The sequence below is a fragment of the Pseudomonas sp. NPDC096925 genome, from assembly GCF_044762545.1.
GTDB lineage: Bacteria > Pseudomonadota > Gammaproteobacteria > Pseudomonadales > Pseudomonadaceae > Aquipseudomonas.
Genome location: NZ_JBIWEM010000009.1, coordinates 26,657 through 44,801, shown reverse-complemented (window position 1 = coordinate 44,801; position 18,145 = coordinate 26,657). Strand labels below are relative to the sequence as shown.

Below are 18,145 nucleotides of genomic sequence, written 5' to 3'. Positions count from 1 at the left end.
GCGGCCCTTTGAAACGAATTGTTAGCGTATGGAGTTGACCATGCAGCAAGAATCCCATGCCCACGGCATCGACATGTCTGCCCTGGGCCGCGACAAGCAGAGCCTGCGCCTGGCCGAAGAAACCGTAGCCATCGAAGTGCCGGGTCTGAGCCTGTTCTACGGCGACAAACAAGCGCTGTTCGATGTGCAGATGAATATCCCCAAGCAGCGCGTGACCGCTTTTATCGGCCCGTCCGGCTGCGGCAAGTCGACCCTGCTGCGCACGTTCAACCGCATGAACGACCTGGTTGACGGCTGCCGCGTGGAAGGCGCCATCAACCTGTACGGCAACAATATCTACCGCAAGGGCGAAGACGTGGCCGAGCTGCGCCGCCGTGTGGGCATGGTATTCCAGAAGCCCAATCCGTTCCCCAAGACCATCTACGAAAACGTGGTCTATGGCCTGCGCATCCAGGGCATCAACAAGAAGCGCGTGCTCGACGAAGCGGTCGAGTGGGCGCTGAAGGGCGCGGCCCTGTGGGACGAGGTCAAGGACCGCCTGCACGACTCGGCACTGGGCCTGTCCGGTGGCCAGCAGCAGCGTCTGGTCATTGCCCGCACCATCGCCGTGGAACCGGAAGTGCTGCTGCTCGACGAACCGTGCTCGGCACTGGACCCGATCTCGACCCTGAAAGTCGAGGAACTGATCTACGAATTGAAATCCAAGTACACCATCGTCATCGTGACCCACAACATGCAGCAGGCGGCCCGTGTTTCGGACTACACCGCGTTCATGTACATGGGCAAACTGGTCGAATTCGGGGATACCGACACCCTGTTCACCAACCCGGCGAAGAAGCAGACCGAAGACTACATCACCGGTCGCTACGGCTAGCAGCCGCTCGGGACAGGTGCCTGGCCCCTGTGGGAGCGGGTTTACCCGCGAAGCAGGCGCTGCGGTGTCTGGCACCGGCTTCGCCGGTGTTCGCGGGTGAACCCGCTCCCACAGGATGTGTTTGCCAGGGTGGGCCAGGGTATGACACGAACAAATTGAAGCTTGCAGCTTCTTCGCGGAGCGAACGATGATCAACAAAGAAAGCCTTACGCATCACATTTCCCAGCAGTTCAACGCCGAGCTCGAAGAGGTGCGTAGCCACCTGCTGGCCATGGGCGGCCTGGTCGAAAAGCAGGTCAACGACGCAGTTACCGCGCTGATCGAAGCCGACTCGGGCCTGGCCCAGCAAGTGCGCGAAGTCGATGAGCAGATCAACCAGATGGAGCGCAACATCGACGAGGAGTGCCTGCGCATCCTCGCCCGTCGTCAGCCGGCGGCCTCCGACCTGCGCCTGATCATCAGCATCTCCAAGTCGGTGATCGACCTGGAGCGCATCGGTGACGAGTCGACCAAGATCGCCCGTCGCGCCATCCAGCTGTGCGAGGAAGGCGAGTCGCCGCGCGGTTACGTCGAGGTGCGTCACATCGGTGACCAGGTACGCAACATGGTCCGCGACGCGCTGGACGCCTTTGCCCGCTTCGACGCCGAACTGGCACTGTCGGTGGCCCAGTACGACAAGACCATCGACCGTGAATACAAGACCGCCCTGCGTGAGCTGGTGACCTACATGATGGAAGACCCGCGCTCGATTTCGCGGGTACTGAGCGTGATCTGGGTGCTACGTTCGCTGGAGCGCATCGGCGACCATGCGCGCAACATCTCCGAGCTGGTGATCTACCTGGTGCGCGGCACCGACGTGCGTCACATGGGCCTCAAGCGCATGACGGCAGAAGTGCAGGGTACCGCTGTCGCTGACGGCGAAAACGCTAATGTTCCGGCTGAACCGGACGATAAGTAAGGTTGCTCCCGAGCATCGACGCCCGGCCTTGGCCGGGCGTTTTCGTTTGCGGTCGAGGAGCCGGCAGGCACCCGCGAACGATGTGAAGAAGTCCCGGCGTGACCAGGTTGTAGCAAATGGCCATTATTCGGCAGTAGGCTAGTCGGGATTCAGAAGGAGTATCGATGAGTAAAGTGAATGTGCTGGTCGTGGATGACGCCCCGTTTATCCGTGACCTGGTCCGCAAATGCCTGCGTAATGCCTTCCCGGGCATGACCATCGACGATGCCGTCAACGGTCGCAAGGCCATGGCCATGCTGGGCAAGGAAGCGTTCGACCTGGTCCTGTGCGACTGGGAGATGCCGGAAATGTCCGGCCTGGAACTGCTCACCTGGTGCCGCCAGCAGCCTGCGATGAAGAACCTGCAGTTCATCATGGTGACCAGCCGTGGTGACAAGGAAAACGTCATCCAGGCGATCCAGGCGGGCGTTTCCGATTTTGTCGGCAAGCCGTTCACCAACGAGCAGCTGCTGACCAAGGTGAAAAAGGCCTTGGCCAAGATCGGCAAGCTCGACAGCCTGATGGCCAGTGGCCCGGCGCGGATCAATTCGGCGTTCGCCAATGACTCGCTGAATGCGCTGACAGCCGGCAAGCCTGAAGCGGTGAAGGTCGCGGCGCCAGCGGCGGCACCCGTACCCGCCAGGCCACTGGCCAGTGCCCCCAGGCCCGCAGCCCCCGCGCCGACTGGCCGCGGCCAGGGCCAGTTGCGCCTGGCCAGCGGCATGCAGCCGTGCGTGATCAAGGCGCTGAGCCTGAAGGAGGCCCTGCTGGTGGTGCGCCGTGGCGAAGTGCTGCCGCAGGTGCTGGAGGGCGCGGTGCTGGACCTGGAGCAGGGCGAGAGCGCCGAAGTCGCGCGCCTGAACGGCTACCTGCATGCCGTCGCGGCACTGGAGCCCAAGCCCGACAGTGACTGGTTGCAACTGACCTTCAAGTTCGTCGACCAGGATGCCCAGAAGCTCGACTACCTGTCGCGGCTGATTGCCCGCGGGACGGCGCAGAAGCACTTCACCCCGGGCGCCTGAGTCATGGCTACTGGCCTTGTCGCCGGCAAGCCAGCTCCCACGGGTACAGCGCCAACCTCTGGCCTTGTGCAATTCCTGTGGGAGCTGGCTTGCCGGCGATGGGGCCAGTCCTGTTGACGCCATCCGACCAACTGTCATACCCGCCACAAAACCCGCTGCTAGGCTTCGACAGATCATAACTGTCAAAAAGCCACTATCATGCCCGCCCGCCTGCTGCTGTTCTGTGCATTGCTCATGGCCTCGGCGTCGAGCCTGGGCATGACCATCTACGAGATCACCGACGATGGCCGTGTGACCTCCTATTCCGACCGGCCCGGCCCCGGTGCCAAACCCTTGGTGCGGCGCGTACCCATGGTCGAAATGGCCGAAGGCCAGGTGCTGCTGAACGCGATTACCTTCAACGGCGGCGTGAGCTTCTCGGCGCGCAACCAGCTGCATGTGCCGGTGGAGGTGGAGTTGCGCCTGGACAACCTGGTGAACGCACAAGGTGGCAATGCCCCACGTATCGTGCGCCGGGTGCTGCCGCCGCGCACCACGCAAATGCTCAGCGTGCTCAGGGGGCGGCCCGGAATGCTGCTGAACTACCGCTCGACCCTGCTGCAGGCCATGGGCGACCCGGGCAAGCGGCCGCAGGGTTTCCGTTATGCCTTTCCCTGGCTCGGCGGGCCGTTCCGCGTGACCCAAGGGCCCAATGGCCGAGTAAGCCATTTTGGGCCCAAGGGGCGCTATGCCATGGATATCGCCATGCCCGAAGGCACCACCATCATTGCGGCGCGGGAAGGAGTGGTGGTGAAGACGGAGAACAGCCAGAGCGGGCGCGGGCCCAACCCGTCGGGCAATTTCGTCAGGATCCTGCACCCGGATGGCACCATGGGCGTGTACCTGCACCTGATGCGCGGTTCGGTGGTGGTGGCGGAGGGGCAACGGGTGCGGCAGGGGCAGATGCTGGCCAGGTCGGGCAATACCGGCAACAGCACCGGGCCGCACCTGCATTTCGTGGTGCAGCGCAATGTGGGGTTGGCGCTGGAGTCGATACCTTATCGGTTCGACAGGCCGATCAGCGGGTTGCCTGACTTCACTGCGGGTAACCCTTGATCCGTGCCGGCTTCTTCGCAGGCTCGCCCGCTCCCACAGGTAATCTGAAAGGCCCGGCCTTTGGCGATCCTGTGGGAGCGGGCGAGCCCGCGAATGGCCCTCAATCCAGCTTGAGCACCTTGGCCAACACGATCTTCGGCCCTTTCATCTTCTTGATGATGATGCGCAGCCCTTCGACCTCCAGCACTTCCTCTTCTTCAGGTACGCGCTTGAGTGTCTCGTAGACCAGACCGGCCAGGGTTTCTGCCTCGATGTGGTCAAGGTCGACGCCCAGCAGGCGTTCGACCTTGAACAGCGGCGTATCGCCACGCACCAGCAGCTTGCCCGGCTGGTAGGCGAGGATGCCGCGCTCGGTCTTGCGGTGCTCGTCCTGGATGTCGCCCACCAGCACTTCCAGTACGTCTTCCATGGTCAGGTAGCCAATCACCTTGCCATCGGCTTCCTCCACCAGCACGAAGTGTGCGCCGCCCTTACGGAACTGCTCCAGCAACTGTGCCAACGGCATGTGCCGCGACACGCGCTCCAGCGGCCGGGCCAGGTCGTCCAGGTCGATGGTTTCGGGCAGGTGCTCGAGTTCGGCCAGCTCCAGCAGCAGGTCCTTGATGTGCAGCAGGCCGGTGAACTCCTCGCGCTCGGCGTCGTACACCGGGTAGCGGCTGAACTTGTGGCGGCGTACCAGGGCCAGGATCTGCTTCAGCGGCGCATGGGCGTCGATGCTGACCATGTCCTCGCGCGAATTGGCCCAGTCGACCACCTCCAGCTCACCCATTTCCACGGCCGAGGCCAGTACGCGCATGCCCTGGTCGCTCGGGTCCTGGCCCCGGCTGGAGTGCAGGATCAGCTTGAGCTCTTCACGGCTGTAGTGGTGCTCGTGGTGCGGGCCGGGCTCGCCCTGGCCGGCAATGCGCAGGATGGTGTTGGCACTGGCATTGAGCAGGTAGATGGCCGGGTACATCACCCAGTAGAACAGGTACAGCGGCACGGCGGTCCACAGCGACAGCAGTTCGGGCTTGCGGATGGCCCAGGACTTGGGCGCCAGCTCGCCGACCACGATGTGCAGGTACGAGATGACGAAGAAGGCGACGAAGAACGAGATCGCCTTGATCAGCTCGGGCGTGTCCACGCCGACGTATGCCAGCAGCGGTTCGAGCAGGTGGGCGAACGCCGGTTCACCGACCCAGCCCAGGCCCAGCGAGGCGAGGGTGATGCCCAGCTGGCAGGCCGACAGGTAGGCGTCGAGCTGGTTGTGTACCTTGCGCAGGATGCTGCCACGCCAGCCATGCAGCTCGGCGATGGACTCGACGCGGGTGGCGCGCAGCTTGACCATGGCGAACTCGGCGGCAACGAAGAAGCCGTTGAGCAGCACCAGGAGCAAGGCAAAGATGATCATGCCGAAATCGGCGAATAACGAGGTGAGGCTGATACCAGGGGAAGGGTCCATGATGGAGTTTTTACGGGGTCCGTCTTCAAGATAGAGAGAAAAAAAGTGCCAGCTCTTGCTGGCACAGGGGGTCCAATGTAGCGGCTGGGGCCGTAAAAGCAAAGGGTGGCGGACTTATTGCGGCCCCTGTGGGAGCGGGCGTGCCCGCGAAGGGCCGCGCAGCAGTCCCGATCTCAAGCCTTGCCGTTAGCCAATTGTGCCGGTGCAAAGTGACAGGTAAAGGTACTGCCATGCCCCGGCACGCTGCTGATCTCCAGCTTGCCGCGGTGGCGCATCAGCACATGCTTGACGATCGCCAGCCCCAGCCCGGTGCCGCCGGTATTCGACGCACGGCTGGAATCGACCCGATAGAAGCGCTCGGTCAGGCGCGGCAGGTGCTTGGCATCGATGCCCACCCCCGAGTCCTGCACCGACAGGTGTGCGCCCTGGGCATCGGCCCACCAGCGAATACGGATGCTGCCGTTGTCCTGGGTGTACTTCACCGCGTTGAACACCAGGTTGGAAAAGGCACTGCGCAGCTCCGACTCGCTGCCCTTGAGCTTCACGCCGGGTGTGGCTTCCAGGGTGATGCGCTGGTTGCGTGGCCCGGACAGGGCCTGGGCGTCGTTCCTGATCGCGGTGAGCAAGGCATCGACTGCCACCGGCTGGTTGTCCGACGGGTAGTCGGTAGCCTCCAGCTTGGCCAGCAGCAACAGGTCGTTGAGCAGCGTCTGCATGCGCGAGCCTTGCTGGCTCATCTGCTGCAGGGCTCGGCTCCAGCGCGGGTTCACGTCCTCGACGTTGTCCAGCAGGGTTTCCAGGTAGCCGGTGATCACCGTCAGCGGCGTGCGCAGCTCGTGGGACACGTTGGCGACGAAGTCCTTGCGCATCTGCTCCAGCTGGTGGATGCGGGTAACATCGCGCACCAGCATCAGGTGCTCGTTGTTGCCGTAGCGGGTGATGTGCAGCTGCACGCGCATGCGGTCGTTGATCGGCGAGGGGATCTCCAGCGGCTCTAGGTAGTTCTCCGCCTCGAAGTATTCCTTGAAGCGCGGGTGGCGCACCAGGTTGGTCACCTGCTGGCCGCCGTCCTGTGGGGTCTTGAAGCCCAGCAGGGTCTCGGCGGCGCGGTTCCACCATTCCAGGTTGCCGTCGCTGTCGAGCATGATCACCGCGTCACGCAGCGCAGCGGTGGACTCCTGCACCCGGTCGATCACCGCCTGCAGGCGGCCGCGCACGCGCTGGTCGCGGCGTTGCAGGTGGTAGATGCTGTCGAACACCTCGCCCCACAGGCCGTAGCCATCGGGCGGTGCTTCGTCGGGTTGGTGGTTGCGCAGCCAGTCATGCAGGCGCAGCAGCTGCTTGAGGGTCCAGCCCAGGTACAGCGCCAGGCCGATGGCCAGGCTCCAGCCATAGTAGCCGCTGACCAGCCCGCCGATCAGGCAGACGGTGATCAGCAGCAGCAGGTGGCGAATCAGGGTCGCGTGCCAGTTCTGGTTCAATTGACGGTCCTTGTACAACGACGTGCAGCTTGGCGCTTTTCAGCTCGATCAGCTCTTGGTCGAGAAGCGGTAGCCGGTGCCCCGGACGGTTTGTACCAGATTTTCGTAGGCTTCACCCAGCGCCTTGCGCAGGCGGCGGATGTGCACATCGACGGTGCGTTCCTCGACATAGACGTTACCACCCCACACCTGGTCCAGCAGCTGGCCACGGGTGTAGGCGCGCTCCTGGTGGGTCATGAAGAACTGCAGCAGTCGGTATTCGGTGGGGCCCATTTCGGCGGGCTTGCCGTCGATGGTCACGCGATGGCTGATCGGGTCGAGCAGCAGGCCGCCGACTTCGATCGGTGCCTCGCTGTCGCTCGGGCCGGAGCGGCGCAGCACGGCTTTCAGGCGGGCGACCAGTTCACGCGGCGAGAACGGCTTGGTGATGTAGTCGTCGGCGCCCACTTCCAGGCCCTGGATCTTGTTGTCCTCCTCACCCTTGGCGGTGAGCATGATGATCGGGATGTCGCCGGTCAGCTCGTCGCGCTTGAGGCGGCGGGCCAGCTCGATGCCGGAGGTGCCCGGCAGCATCCAGTCGAGCAGGATCAGGTCCGGTTTGCGGTCGACGATGATCGCGTGGGCCTGTTGGGAGTTTTCCGCTTCCAGGCAGTCATAACCGGCCATTTCCAGGGCAACGGCGATCATCTCGCGAATCGGCGCTTCGTCGTCGACGATCAGAATGTTCCTGCCAACCATGCTCAAAACCTCTCCTGGATACGGTGTCTTGGCCCGCATTAGATAACGGAATTATTGCAGCTGTGTGACAGGGTGTTGGCCGTTCTGGCGACATTCCGTGACTGAACTAGGCTTGAAAGGGCCGCAATCGTGGCAACCCGAACTCAATCCCCCCGAATCAATGGTGAATCCAATGACACGACAAACGCTGAGCTGGATGGCCCTTTTCACTGCGCTGGCGCTCCCGGGGGTGGCCTTGGCCGACCATGCGATGGAGAAGGGCGGGATGTTGGTCGATCATGCCGGCATGACCCTGTACACCTTCGACAAGGATGCGGGTGGCAAGTCGATGTGCAATGGCGAATGCGCCGCCAACTGGCCGCCGCTGATGGTCAAGGGCGGTGAAATGGCTTCTGGCAAGTGGACCCAGGTCAAGCGTGACGACGGTTCGATGCAGTGGGCCTACGACGGCAAGCCGCTGTATACCTTCGTCAAGGACAAGAAGGCCGGTGATATGACCGGTGACGGCATGAAGGACGTCTGGCACGTCGCCAAGCCTTGAGATCCCGGGGCCGCTTAGCGGCCCATCGCCGGCAAGCCAGCTCCCACAGGTTGTATGCAAGCCTTGATGGCAGCGCTGTACCTGTGGGAGCTGGCTTGCCGGCGATAGGGCCATCAGCTTCAGCGCATTGCGTAATCCAGCACCACCCCGATGAACACCAGCATCCCCGCCCAGTGATTGTGCAGAAACGCCTTGAAGCACGACTCCCGGTCCAGCTTGCGCGTCGACCAGTATTCCCAGGCAAAGCACGCCGCCGCGCCCAGCAGCCCCAGATGGAACCAGCCACCCAGCTCGAAGCGGTTGCCGGCCAGCAACAGGCAGCCCAGCGACAGCAGCTGCAAGGTCAGGATGATGGTGCGGTCGGCGTCGCCGAACAGGATTGCGGTCGACTTCACGCCAATCTTCAGGTCGTCATCACGGTCAACCATGGCGTAGTAGGTGTCGTAACCCACAGTCCACAGCAGGTTGGCGATATACAGCAGCCAGGCGCTGGCCGGCAGCTCGCCACCCGCTGCGGTGAAGGCCATGGGAATGCCCCAGGAATATGCCGCCCCCAGCACCACCTGCGGGTAATAGGTGTAGCGCTTCATGAACGGGTAACAGAACGCCAGTGCCACCGCGCCGAACGACAGCCACACCGTGCGGCTGTTGGTGCACAGCACCAGCAGGAAGCTCACTCCGACCAGGATGGCGAACAGCGCCAGTGCTTCGCGTGGCCGGACCCGGCCACTGGCCAGGGGGCGGTCGGCGGTGCGCTTGACGTGACCGTCCACCTTGCGGTCGGCAAAGTCGTTGATGCAGCAGCCTGCGGCGCGCATCAGCACCACGCCGAGGCCGAAGATCAGCACGTTGGCCAGGGTTGGTGAGCCGTTGCCGGCAATCCACACCGCCGACAAGGTCGGCCACAGCAGCAGGTAGATACCAATCGGCCGGTCCATGCGGCTGAGCTGGACGAAGTCCCAGGCCCGTGGGTGCAGGCGGTTGAGCGACTTGAGCAGTTGCAGGTACATCAGCGGTTTTCCTCCTTGGCCGCTTGCCACAATGCTGGCAGAAATACCTCTGCCACCAGCAGGTCCAGGCCGTCACGCTCGAAGCGCGAACGGCGGCCCCACAGCGCCGCATGGGCGGCTTCGCTCGGTAGCCAGGCCTGTGGATAACTGCACACCTCGATGGGGTGGCGGATGAACGCCTGATCGCAGAACAGCAGCTCGCCCAGCGAGCGGCTGCCCAGGGTTTCCAGGTCCAGCCCGCCGCGCTCCAGGGCGCTGCGGCTGGCGACGCTGCGGGCGAATACCCAGGGTCGGCCATGGCCGCGCAGGTACACCTCACGCACCCAGCCCTCGGCGCCGGCGGCGATGCCCAGTGCCTGGCATTCGTCATCGCGCAGCGGCTGCCAGCCCTCGAACAGCGGGGTGACGGAGAAGTGATCGTTGGACAGGCGGGTCAGGCGGCGGGTCAGCGAGCCCTCGTCGAACAGCCAGTCAAGGGTGGGCTGGTCGATGTCGGTCGCCAGCCGTGAATACGGCAGCCACGCGACAGCGGCTGCTTGCGGGGATTCGTACGACACGTCGGTCTGCTTGTTACAACCAGAGAGGCGGCGAGCTTAGCATGATTGCCCCGACTGCTTGCATACTGCTGGCAGGGCCGCTACAAAGCCCCACGAATTGCGCGCTGGCCTCTTCGCGGCCGCGCCCGCTCCTACAGGTTATGCACAACTCCTGTGGGAGCGGGCGTGCCCGCGAAGAGGCCATCAGCAGCAACACAAAGCCCCAGCCTGAAGCGAGGAAACCCACCCCCATGAAAAAGTGGCAATGTATTGTCTGCGGCCTGATCTACGACGAAGCCGAGGGCTGGCCCGACGACGGCATCGCCCCCGGCACCCGCTGGGAAGACGTGCCTGAAGACTGGCTGTGCCCCGACTGCGGCGTCGGCAAGAGCGACTTTGAAATGATCTCCATCGGCTAATCGAGGAAAGCACGACATGACGTCCCCTGTGGTAATCATCGGCACCGGCCTTGCGGGCTACAACCTGGCCCGTGAATTTCGCAAGCTCGATGCGCAGACGCCGCTGCTGCTGATCACCGCCGATGACGGTCGCTCCTACTCCAAGCCCATGCTGTCCACCGGCTTTGCCAAGCAGAAAGACGCTGATGGCCTGTGCATGGCCGAGCCGGGCGCCATGGCCGAGCAACTGAACGCCGAGATTCGCACCCATACCCGCATCAGCGGCATCGACCCGGGCCACAAGCGCCTGTGGATTGGCGAGGAGGCGGTGGAGTACCGCGACCTGGTGCTGGCCTGGGGCGCGCAGACCGTGCAGGTGCCGATCGAAGGCGATGGCGGCGATCGGGTGTTCCCGATCAACGACCTGGAAGACTACGCGCGCTTCCGTGCTGCCGCCGTCGGCAAACAGCGCGTGCTGATCCTCGGTGCCGGCCTGATCGGCTGCGAATTCGCCAACGACATGAGCCTGGGCGGCTTCCAGGTCGATGTGGTGGCGCCGTGCGAGCAAGTCATGCCGACCCTGCTGCACCCGGCCGCTGCCACTGCCGTGCAGGCCGGGCTGCAAGGCCTGGGCGTGCGCTTTCACCTGGGCCCGGTACTGACCCGCCTGCAGCAGGTGGGACAGGGCCTGGAGGCACACCTGTCCGATGGCAGCGTAATCGCCTGCGACCTGGTGGTTTCGGCCATCGGCCTGCGCCCGCGCACCGACCTGGCCGCCGCCGCCGGGCTGCAGACCAACCGCGGCGTTTGCGTGGATCGCCAGCTGCGTACGTCCCACGCCAACATCTTTGCCCTTGGCGACTGTGCCGAGGTCGATGGCATCAACCTGCTCTATGTGATGCCGCTGATGAGCTGCGCCCGCGCCCTGGCGCAAACCCTGGCCGGCAAGCCGACAACGGTCGCCTACGGGCCGATGCCTATCACCGTGAAAACCCCCGCCTGCCCGCTGGTGGTTTCGCCGCCGCCCCCGGGCCACGAAGGCACCTGGCAGGTGGACGGGCAGGGCAGTGACCTCAAGGTGCTCTGCCTTGATGCCGACGGCAAGCTGCTGGGCTACGCCCTGACCGGGGCGGCCGTGATGGACAAGCTGGCCCTGAATCGCCAGCTGCCGGCCGTTATGGCGTAAATAGCTGGTGTTCTGTCGGATTTATCCTGTTGTTGCTTGCACAATGGCCGCCCAGATACTGGCGCGGCCCCGGTGCACGTGCCATTCTCACTTCCGTCTGCCGCAGATTAGAGCCTGCGGTGCCTTGAGCGCTGCTCCCAGGGCAGCACGGCATAACAACAAGAATTCCGTCAAAGAGGCTTCACTATGCGCAAACCAGAACTCGCCGCCGTCATCGCCGAAAAGGCCGATCTGACCAAGGAAAAGGCCAATCAGGTTTTGAACGCGATTCTCGACAGCATCACGGGTGCCCTGGACAAGGACACCGTGACTTTGGTCGGTTTCGGCACCTTCGAAAAACGCCATCGCGGTGCGCGTACCGGCAAGAACCCGCAAACCGGTGAGCCGGTCAAGATCAAGGCCAGCAATACCGTGGCCTTCAAGCCAGGCAAGAACCTGCGCGACAGCGTCAACGCCCCCGTCAAGCCGGCCAAGAAAGGCAAGTGATCGCTCCCTGACAACCCCAGTGTCAGCCAAGCGGGCGCCCCAGGGCGCCCGTTGTGCTTTCTGCAGGCAAAATGTTTCGAACTTGCATAAATAGTTCTGTAAAAGGATAAACTGCGCGCCTTAGTCACTTTTAATTCGAGGCGCGTTGATGAAGTTCCGCTTTCTTCTCTGGGCCATGGGGCTGTTGATGGCCAGGGCCAGCCGTAACAACCCGGCTTTCCAGCAGCAGCTCAAGGGCAAGGACCTGGTGTTCCAGATGCAGACTCTGGACGGCAAGGTCGCCCGGCACTTCATCGTCAACAATGAACGCATCAGCAGCAAAGGCGGCGCGCACCCGCAGCCGGCGTTCGCCATTGCCTTCAAGGACGCCGCCTATGGCTTCGCTACCCTGCAGGCGGGTAACAAGCAGTTGGCGTTCATGCAGGGGATTCAGGACAAGCACATCCAGATCAAGGGCAACCCGGCCCTGGTGATGTGGTTCCAGGGGTTGATGAAGTACCTGAAGCCGAAGAAGAAGGGCTGAAACCCAACGGGGATGTTGACGCCTTACCTGTGGGAGCGGGCATGCCCGCTCCCACAGGTTACGCGTTAATGCTTAATGCGGTGCGTGGAACTGCGAAGCCAGCTCGCGCAGCAGGTTCTCGGCCTCGAGCACCTTGTTCACCACTTCCTCGGCCTTGTCCCGGGTTATCCCCAGCCGCTCCAGCAGCTCGTCAGGAATCTCCTGCTGCGGCCCCGAGCCAATCCCCCGCGAGCGCAGCAGGCGGGTGGCCAGGCATACCAGGTTGGGGAATGCCGAATACTCGCCTTCATAGGCTGGGTCGTGCTGGAAGCGCAGCGCGGTGGACAGTTCTTCCGGCATGTCCCACAGCTTCATCAGCCAGGCTCCGATCTGTTCGCGGCTGATGCCCAGCAGGTGTTGTTCCACGTAGGTGTGGCACAGGTGCGGGTTGACCTCCAGGTGGCGGCAGATCAGCGAGAAGTGCGGCGGAAACACGTGTGCCAACAGCAAGTAGCCGAAATTGTGCAGCAGCCCGGCCAGGTAGGTCAGGCCAGCTTCCGGGCGTTCGGCGCGCGGCATGGCACGGGTCAGGCCATCGATGACGGCAGCAGTGTAGATCGACTGCTGCCAGTATGGTGTGGCCTGCTGCGGGTGGTCTTTCGGCAGGCTCAGGGTCTTGCCCAGTGCGAGGCCCAAGGCCAGGTTGATCACCAGGTCGAAACCCAGCACCCGCACGATGGCATCTTCCACAGAGCGAATCTTGTAGGTCGAGCCGTAGTAGGGCGATGCCGCCCAGCTCACCACCTGTGCCGCCAGTGCCGGGTCGGTTTCGACCACGCCCGTGATGTCATCGATACTGGCGTTGGGGTCTACCCGCAGCTTGATGATCTTTTGCGCGGTGTCGGCCAATGGCGGGATTTCGATGGTTTCTTCCAGGCGCTTCTGAATGCGCCTGGCGGTGAAGGCTTGCACTGCCTGGGTGATTTCCCGGGTGTCGTCATCGGGGCGGTCGAGGTTTGGGCTGATGGCCTCGACCTCCTGGCCGAAGCTGCTGGCGCTGGCCTTGACCAGCATGCGCTTGAAGTGCACGCGGTCGATTTCCAGCAGCAGGCCGGCTTCACCGGACTGGATGAACACGCTATCGGCGTCGAGCAGGCTCTTTTCGTACTGGCACGGCGAGCTGGTCAGCGCCGGGATACCCGGCAGGGCCTTGAGCTGATGCTTGTCCAGCATCTGCTTCAGGCGCGGCACCGACACCGCCGTGAGCTTGCGCCCGGTCAGTTCGGCCAGGCGGTCAAGGTCCAGCAGCTGGCTTTGCGGGAACAGCACCATCAGGGCGCCGACCTCGTCATCGAGCAGCACGGCCTGTACCCGCGACGCTGGCGGCAGGTGCGGATGTTCGACCACCTCGCGGTAGGCTACGCCGAGTTTGTCGAGCAGCAGCCGGATGACCGAGGGAGCGTGTGGGGTTGCGGTTTCCAGGGCAACTTCAGTCATGGTCCGTATCCACTGATTCTTTTAAACGCAAAGTATAACCAGCCTCGGGGCGAAACTGGATCCATTATGGGACGAGCGTCACACTTGGCCATATTGCTGGCCATGGCGCAGCCAGCGGTCGAGCAGTGGGCTGACGTGCTCCGGCCAGCGTGCGATCAGGGCCTGGGCGGCGTCGCGCACGGCCGGCAGCAGGTCGGCATCGCGCATCAGGTCGGCGACCTTGAACTGCAGCAGGCCGGTCTGGCGGGTGCCGAGCATCTCGCCGGGGCCACGCAGCTCCAGGTCTTTCTCGGCGATGATGAAGCCGTCGTTGGTTTCCCGCATGATCCCTAACCGTTCGCGGCCGATCTGCGACAGTGGCGGGTGGTACAGCAGCACGCAATGGCTTACGGCGCTGCCCCGGCCAACCCGGCCGCGCAGCTGGTGCAACTGGGCCAGGCCCAGGCGCTCGGGGTTCTCGATGATCATCAGGCTGGCGTTGGGCACGTCCACGCCCACCTCGATGACCGTGGTGGCGACCAGCAACTGCAGGTTGCCGGCCTTGAACTCGGCCATGATTTCAGCCTTTTCCGCCGGCTTCATGCGACCGTGGATCAGCCCCACCCGCAGTTCGCCCAAGGCGCTGCCCAGCTCCTCGTAGGTGCTTTCGGCGGCCTGGCAGGTCAGTTCTTCGGACTCTTCGATCAGGGTGCACACCCAGTAGGCCTGGCGCCCTTCGGCGCAGGCGGCGCGTACCCGCTCGACCACTTCGAAGCGGCGGCTGTCGGCCACCAGCACGGTGTTCACCGGGGTGCGCCCGGGCGGCAGTTCGTCGAGCACCGAGGTGTCCAGGTCGGCGTAGGCGCTCATGGCCAGGGTGCGCGGAATGGGCGTGGCGGTCATGATCAGCTGGTGCGGGCACAGCTCGCCGGCCACGCCCTTCTTGCGCAGGGCCAGGCGTTGCTGCACGCCAAAACGGTGCTGTTCATCGATGATCGCCAGGGCCAGGTGCTTGAACTTCACCTCTTCCTGGAACAGCGCGTGGGTGCCGACCACCATCGGTGCACCGTTGGCGATCTGCTCCAGGGCGGCTGCCCGGGCCTTGCCCTTGAGCTTGCCGGCCAGCCAGGCCACTTCGATGCCCAGCGGTTCGAGCCAGCGCTTGAAGGTGATGTAGTGCTGTTCGGCGAGGATCTCGGTGGGCGCCATCAAGGCCACCTGGTAGCCGGCCTCCAGGGCCTGCAGGGCAGCCAGGGCGGCGACCACGGTCTTGCCGGCACCCACGTCGCCCTGCACCAGGCGCATCATCGGCTCGTGCTGGCTGAGGTCGTAGGCAATTTCGTTGGCCACCCGCTGCTGCGCGCCGGTCGGCTGGAAGCCCAGGTTGGCCAGGTACTGCGCCTGCAGACGCTGGGCCTTGGGCAGCACCGGTGCGCGCAGGCTGCGCAGGCTTTCGCGCAGGCGTTGCTGCGACAGCTGGTGGGTCAGCAGCTCTTCGAAGGCCAGGCGGTGCTGGGCCCAGTGCTGGCCTTCGGCAAGCTCGTCGAGGTCGGCATCGGCCGGCGGGTTGTGCAGGTAGCGGATGGCATCGTCCAGCGGTGCCAGCTGGTAGTCCCTGGCCAGTTCGTCGGGCAGCCAGTCCGGCAGGCTGCGCGGGCCGAGCAGGCCCAGGCTCTGCTGGCACAGCAGCCGCAGGCGTTGCTGGGTAAGGCCTTCGGTGGACGGGTAGATCGGCGTCAGGGTCTGCTCGACCGGTGGCGGCGGCTCGTCGCCATTCAGCGCGCGGTATTCCGGGTGGTAGATTTCCAGGCCCGAAGCACCAGGGCGGGCTTCGCCGTAGCAGCGCAGGTGAGTGCCACGCTTGAGGCCTTCCTTCTGCGCGTTGCTGAAGTGGTAGAAGCGCAGGCTCAGCACGCCGCTGCCGTCACCCAGGCGCACTACAAGACTGCGGCGCTTGCCCATGGTCACGTCGGCGCCGCTGACCACGCCTTCGATCACCGCGTCCTGGCCCGGACGCAACTGCCCGATCGGCACGACGCGGGTGCGGTCCTGGTAGCGCAGGGGGAGGTGGAACAGCACGTCTTGCAGGTTCTCCAGGCCGACCTTGGCGAGTTTCTCCGCCATGGCCTCACCAACCCCCTTGAGTACCGTGACCGGGACCTTCGACAGCTCACTCATGACTCAGGCCGGCTGTTCCGCAGGGGCTTTGGCGACCGAGCACAGGCGGATCGAGTCGGCGAGGATCTCGATGGCCTTCGGCCGCGGGAAGCTGGCGCGCCAGGCGATGGCCACGGTGCGGAATGGTGCCGGTGCGGTCAGTGGGCGGACCTCGATGACGCCGGGGGCGTAGTGGTGGCTGTGCACCGCCGACAGCGGCAGGATCGACACGCCAAGGCCCGAGGCCACCATGTGACGGATGGTTTCCAGCGAGCTGGACTCGACCGTGGTGTGCCTGGAGCCTTCACCGCCCTTGTTCAGCGTTGGGCAGGCTTCCAGTACCTGGTCGCGGAAGCAGTGGCCTTCACCGAGCAGCAACAGGCTCTTGTCGTTGAGCATGGCGGTGTCGATGGTCTTTTTCGCCGTCCACGGGTGGTCGGCCGGCATCAGGGCGCAGAATGGCTCGTCGTACAGCGGCAGGGTCAGCACGTCGGCTTCGTTGAACGGCAGGGCGATGATCACTGCGTCCAGTTCGCCGTTGCGCAGCTTTTCGCGCAATACGTGGGTGAAGTTTTCTTCGATGTACAGCGGCATCTGCGGTGCCACACGGTGCAGCTGCGGGATCAGGTGCGGGAACAGGTACGGGCCGACGGTATAGATGGCACCGACCTTGAGCGGGGCGGTCAGCTGGTTCTTGCCGGCCTGGGCCAGTTCGCGAATGCCCTGGGCCTGCTCCAGTACCTTCTGCGCCTGGGCGACGATGCTTTCGCCGACCGGGGTCAGGCGTACCGCGCTCTTGCTGCGCTCGAAAATCAACACGCCAAGCTCATCCTCGAGCTTCTTCACACCGACCGACAGGGTCGGCTGGCTCACATGGCAGCGTTCGGCGGCATGGCCGAAGTGCTGTTCCTGGGCGAGTGTGACGATGTAGCGTAATTCTGTGAGGGTCATAACGTGCGTCCATGAAGTTGCGGGCCCAGCATAGCGGCTGCAATCGATAGACGCACGTTATCAGACTTGCCGATTTGTGACAGAAACAAAAGTCTCAGCGGCGGTCCAGCGAGTAGACGAACGGTGCCACGACTTCGATCGTGCCGTTGTTCAGCAACTCGGGTGGCGGCTTGGGTACCGTGCCGGCCCGGCGGATCATTTCCAGGGTCGCCCGGTCCAGGGCGGCACTGCCCGAGCCACCGGCCATGGAATACGACACCACCTTGCCTTCGGCGTCGACCACGAAGCGCAGGCGGTTGATGCCCTGCAGGCCGCGACGGCGCGCGTCTTCCGGGTAGCGCTTGTACTTGGCCAGATGACGCAGCAGGTCGCTCTGCCAGGTCGGCAGGGCGTTGCTGTTGGACGCAATGCTCGGCGCCGGTGCAGCGGACTTCTGCGGTGGCGTGTTGCTGGGCGGTGCGTCTACCGTTTGTTCGGTCGGCGGTGCTTCCTTCGGCGGCTCAGGCTTTTTCTCGGGCTTGGGCGGCTGCGGCTTGGCCTTCGGCTTGGGCGGCTTGGGAATGGCGATCTTGGGTTTGGGGGCCTCGGCCAGCTTCGGCAGCGGCGGTTCCTCGACCGGTGCCGGTGGCTGTGGGGCCGCTTTCGGAGGGGGTGGTGGCGCAGGCTCCGGCAACGGTGCCAGCTCGACCATCATGGCTGCCGGGGGCAGTTCGATGGCCTGGGGCACCGACCAGTTGAGCGTCAGCAGCACGGCGACCACGTGCACACCCAGCACGATCGCCAGGCTGCCACCGTAGCGCGCCATGTTCGAGCGCGTTCTTGTCATTTCTTGGCTGCCGTCTCGAGACCTACCAGACCGACTTTCAGGTAGCCGGCCGCGCGCATGTTGTTCATCACTTCCATCAGGTCACCGTAATCCACGCCTTTGTCAGCCTGGAAGAAGATGGTGGTTTCCTTGTCGCCCTTGGTCTTGGCATCGAGCATCGGGCCAAGCTGGTCGGGGGCAGGGACCTGATCGTCGCCGACGTACAGCTTCTGGTCGGCCTTGACGCTGACGAACACCGGTTTCTCGGGCCTCGGCGCCGGCTTGGCGGTCGAGGCTGGCAGGTCGACCTTGATGTCGACCGTGGCCAGGGGGGCTGCGACCATGAAGATGATCAGCAGCACCAGCATCACGTCGATGAACGGCGTAACGTTGATTTCGTGGTTTTCGGCGAGGTCGTCGCCACCTTCGTTGAGATGCAGGCCCATGGC

The 18,145-nt window shown here is 64.1% G+C and carries 19 protein-coding genes; 9 read left to right on the top strand and 10 right to left on the bottom strand.

Annotated features, from left to right (window positions below):
• Positions 1-40: 40 nt before the first annotated feature.
• From pstB to ACIQYU_RS22215, 4 genes are all read left to right on the top strand, one after another.
• Positions 41-874 carry a phosphate ABC transporter ATP-binding protein PstB gene (pstB, locus tag ACIQYU_RS22230; RefSeq protein WP_046613712.1) on the top strand — a complete coding sequence of 278 codons (834 nt, stop codon included), beginning with the start codon at positions 41-43 and terminating at the stop codon, positions 872-874.
• Between the two features lie 187 nt (positions 875-1,061).
• The gene (gene phoU / locus ACIQYU_RS22225; protein ID WP_063912252.1) at positions 1,062-1,832 is read left to right on the top strand and encodes a phosphate signaling complex protein PhoU; all 771 of its coding nucleotides are present in this window, start codon (positions 1,062-1,064) and stop codon (positions 1,830-1,832) included.
• Between the two features lie 164 nt (positions 1,833-1,996).
• On the top strand, positions 1,997-2,893 hold the full coding sequence (locus ACIQYU_RS22220; RefSeq protein ID WP_333956769.1) for a response regulator: 897 nt from the start codon (positions 1,997-1,999) through the stop codon (positions 2,891-2,893).
• 198 nt (positions 2,894-3,091) lie between these two features.
• Complete coding sequence (locus ACIQYU_RS22215; protein ID WP_207831342.1) at positions 3,092-3,988, top strand: M23 family metallopeptidase; 897 nt, start codon at positions 3,092-3,094, stop codon at positions 3,986-3,988.
• A gap of 100 nt (positions 3,989-4,088) precedes the next feature.
• Here the strand turns inward: ACIQYU_RS22215 and ACIQYU_RS22210 are convergent, their stop codons facing one another.
• The 3 genes from ACIQYU_RS22210 to phoB form a co-directional block, all read right to left on the bottom strand.
• The gene (locus tag ACIQYU_RS22210) at positions 4,089-5,429 is read right to left on the bottom strand and encodes a hemolysin family protein (protein WP_087500932.1); all 1,341 of its coding nucleotides are present in this window, start codon (positions 5,427-5,429) and stop codon (positions 4,089-4,091) included.
• Positions 5,430-5,602: 173 nt separating this feature from the next.
• Complete coding sequence (gene phoR, locus ACIQYU_RS22205; protein ID WP_207831340.1) at positions 5,603-6,910, bottom strand: phosphate regulon sensor histidine kinase PhoR; 1,308 nt, start codon at positions 6,908-6,910, stop codon at positions 5,603-5,605.
• 48 nt (positions 6,911-6,958) lie between these two features.
• Complete coding sequence (phoB, locus tag ACIQYU_RS22200) at positions 6,959-7,648, bottom strand: phosphate regulon transcriptional regulator PhoB (protein ID WP_207831338.1); 690 nt, start codon at positions 7,646-7,648, stop codon at positions 6,959-6,961.
• Positions 7,649-7,820: 172 nt separating this feature from the next.
• Between phoB and ACIQYU_RS22195 the strand changes: the two genes are divergently transcribed.
• The gene (locus ACIQYU_RS22195) at positions 7,821-8,189 is read left to right on the top strand and encodes a hypothetical protein (RefSeq protein ID WP_207831336.1); all 369 of its coding nucleotides are present in this window, start codon (positions 7,821-7,823) and stop codon (positions 8,187-8,189) included.
• A gap of 119 nt (positions 8,190-8,308) precedes the next feature.
• Here ACIQYU_RS22195 and ubiA read toward each other — a convergent pair whose 3' ends face one another.
• Positions 8,309-9,199: a 4-hydroxybenzoate octaprenyltransferase gene (gene ubiA / locus ACIQYU_RS22190; protein ID WP_233687604.1), complete on the bottom strand. Its 891-nt coding sequence runs from the start codon at positions 9,197-9,199 to the stop codon at positions 8,309-8,311.
• Positions 9,199-9,756, bottom strand: a complete 558-nt coding sequence (locus ACIQYU_RS22185) for a chorismate--pyruvate lyase family protein (RefSeq protein ID WP_402802230.1) — start codon at positions 9,754-9,756, stop codon at positions 9,199-9,201. Before ACIQYU_RS22185 ends, ubiA begins: the two co-directional genes overlap by 1 nt.
• A gap of 230 nt (positions 9,757-9,986) precedes the next feature.
• Here ACIQYU_RS22185 and ACIQYU_RS22180 point away from each other — a divergent pair, with 230 nt between their 5' ends.
• The 4 genes from ACIQYU_RS22180 (at position 9,987) to ACIQYU_RS22165 (ending at position 12,328) form a co-directional block, all read left to right on the top strand.
• The gene (locus tag ACIQYU_RS22180) at positions 9,987-10,154 is read left to right on the top strand and encodes a rubredoxin (RefSeq protein ID WP_003253349.1); all 168 of its coding nucleotides are present in this window, start codon (positions 9,987-9,989) and stop codon (positions 10,152-10,154) included.
• A gap of 16 nt (positions 10,155-10,170) precedes the next feature.
• Positions 10,171-11,319, top strand: a complete 1,149-nt coding sequence (locus ACIQYU_RS22175; protein ID WP_207831332.1) for an NAD(P)/FAD-dependent oxidoreductase — start codon at positions 10,171-10,173, stop codon at positions 11,317-11,319.
• A 186-nt stretch (positions 11,320-11,505) separates the two neighbouring features.
• Entirely contained in the window at positions 11,506-11,805 is a 300-nt protein-coding gene (locus ACIQYU_RS22170) for an HU family DNA-binding protein (protein ID WP_013974808.1), read from the top strand.
• Between the two features lie 148 nt (positions 11,806-11,953).
• Entirely contained in the window at positions 11,954-12,328 is a 375-nt protein-coding gene (locus ACIQYU_RS22165) for an SCP2 sterol-binding domain-containing protein (RefSeq protein WP_063912243.1), read from the top strand.
• A 72-nt stretch (positions 12,329-12,400) separates the two neighbouring features.
• On the opposite strand, the gene ACIQYU_RS22160 is transcribed toward ACIQYU_RS22165, so the two are convergent.
• From ACIQYU_RS22160 to exbD, 5 genes are all read right to left on the bottom strand, one after another.
• Positions 12,401-13,804 carry an aminoacyl-tRNA deacylase and HDOD domain-containing protein gene (locus ACIQYU_RS22160; RefSeq protein WP_207831330.1) on the bottom strand — a complete coding sequence of 468 codons (1,404 nt, stop codon included), beginning with the start codon at positions 13,802-13,804 and terminating at the stop codon, positions 12,401-12,403.
• A 78-nt stretch (positions 13,805-13,882) separates the two neighbouring features.
• On the bottom strand, positions 13,883-15,961 hold the full coding sequence (gene recG / locus ACIQYU_RS22155) for an ATP-dependent DNA helicase RecG (protein ID WP_039612341.1): 2,079 nt from the start codon (positions 15,959-15,961) through the stop codon (positions 13,883-13,885).
• A 3-nt stretch (positions 15,962-15,964) separates the two neighbouring features.
• Positions 15,965-16,891, bottom strand: a complete 927-nt coding sequence (locus tag ACIQYU_RS22150; protein ID WP_087500924.1) for a hydrogen peroxide-inducible genes activator — start codon at positions 16,889-16,891, stop codon at positions 15,965-15,967.
• 94 nt (positions 16,892-16,985) lie between these two features.
• Positions 16,986-17,717 (bottom strand): energy transducer TonB, encoded by a 732-nt coding sequence (locus ACIQYU_RS22145; RefSeq protein ID WP_085588821.1) that lies wholly within the window; start codon positions 17,715-17,717, stop codon positions 16,986-16,988.
• Positions 17,714-18,142: a TonB system transport protein ExbD gene (gene exbD / locus ACIQYU_RS22140; protein ID WP_013974803.1), complete on the bottom strand. Its 429-nt coding sequence runs from the start codon at positions 18,140-18,142 to the stop codon at positions 17,714-17,716. Before exbD ends, ACIQYU_RS22145 begins: the two co-directional genes overlap by 4 nt.
• Positions 18,143-18,145 lie beyond the last annotated feature (3 nt).

Bases quoted from the DNA above. Each gene is read 5' to 3' on its own strand.
- pstB (WP_046613712.1), top strand. From the start codon at position 41: ATGCAGCAAGAATCCCATGCCCACGGCATCGACATGTCTGCCCTGGGC.
- phoU (WP_063912252.1), top strand. From the start codon at position 1,062: ATGATCAACAAAGAAAGCCTTACGCATCACATTTCCCAGCAGTTCAAC.
- ACIQYU_RS22220 (WP_333956769.1), top strand. From the start codon at position 1,997: ATGAGTAAAGTGAATGTGCTGGTCGTGGATGACGCCCCGTTTATCCGT.
- ACIQYU_RS22215 (WP_207831342.1), top strand. From the start codon at position 3,092: ATGCCCGCCCGCCTGCTGCTGTTCTGTGCATTGCTCATGGCCTCGGCG.
- ACIQYU_RS22210 (WP_087500932.1), bottom strand. From the start codon at position 5,429: ATGGACCCTTCCCCTGGTATCAGCCTCACCTCGTTATTCGCCGATTTC.
- phoB (WP_207831338.1), bottom strand. From the start codon at position 7,648: ATGGTTGGCAGGAACATTCTGATCGTCGACGACGAAGCGCCGATTCGC.
- ACIQYU_RS22195 (WP_207831336.1), top strand. From the start codon at position 7,821: ATGACACGACAAACGCTGAGCTGGATGGCCCTTTTCACTGCGCTGGCG.
- ubiA (WP_233687604.1), bottom strand. From the start codon at position 9,199: ATGTACCTGCAACTGCTCAAGTCGCTCAACCGCCTGCACCCACGGGCC.
- ACIQYU_RS22180 (WP_003253349.1), top strand. From the start codon at position 9,987: ATGAAAAAGTGGCAATGTATTGTCTGCGGCCTGATCTACGACGAAGCC.
- ACIQYU_RS22175 (WP_207831332.1), top strand. From the start codon at position 10,171: ATGACGTCCCCTGTGGTAATCATCGGCACCGGCCTTGCGGGCTACAAC.
- ACIQYU_RS22170 (WP_013974808.1), top strand. From the start codon at position 11,506: ATGCGCAAACCAGAACTCGCCGCCGTCATCGCCGAAAAGGCCGATCTG.
- ACIQYU_RS22165 (WP_063912243.1), top strand. From the start codon at position 11,954: ATGAAGTTCCGCTTTCTTCTCTGGGCCATGGGGCTGTTGATGGCCAGG.
- ACIQYU_RS22160 (WP_207831330.1), bottom strand. From the start codon at position 13,804: ATGACTGAAGTTGCCCTGGAAACCGCAACCCCACACGCTCCCTCGGTC.
- recG (WP_039612341.1), bottom strand. From the start codon at position 15,961: ATGAGTGAGCTGTCGAAGGTCCCGGTCACGGTACTCAAGGGGGTTGGT.
- ACIQYU_RS22150 (WP_087500924.1), bottom strand. From the start codon at position 16,891: ATGACCCTCACAGAATTACGCTACATCGTCACACTCGCCCAGGAACAG.
- ACIQYU_RS22145 (WP_085588821.1), bottom strand. From the start codon at position 17,717: ATGACAAGAACGCGCTCGAACATGGCGCGCTACGGTGGCAGCCTGGCG.
- exbD (WP_013974803.1), bottom strand. From the start codon at position 18,142: ATGGGCCTGCATCTCAACGAAGGTGGCGACGACCTCGCCGAAAACCAC.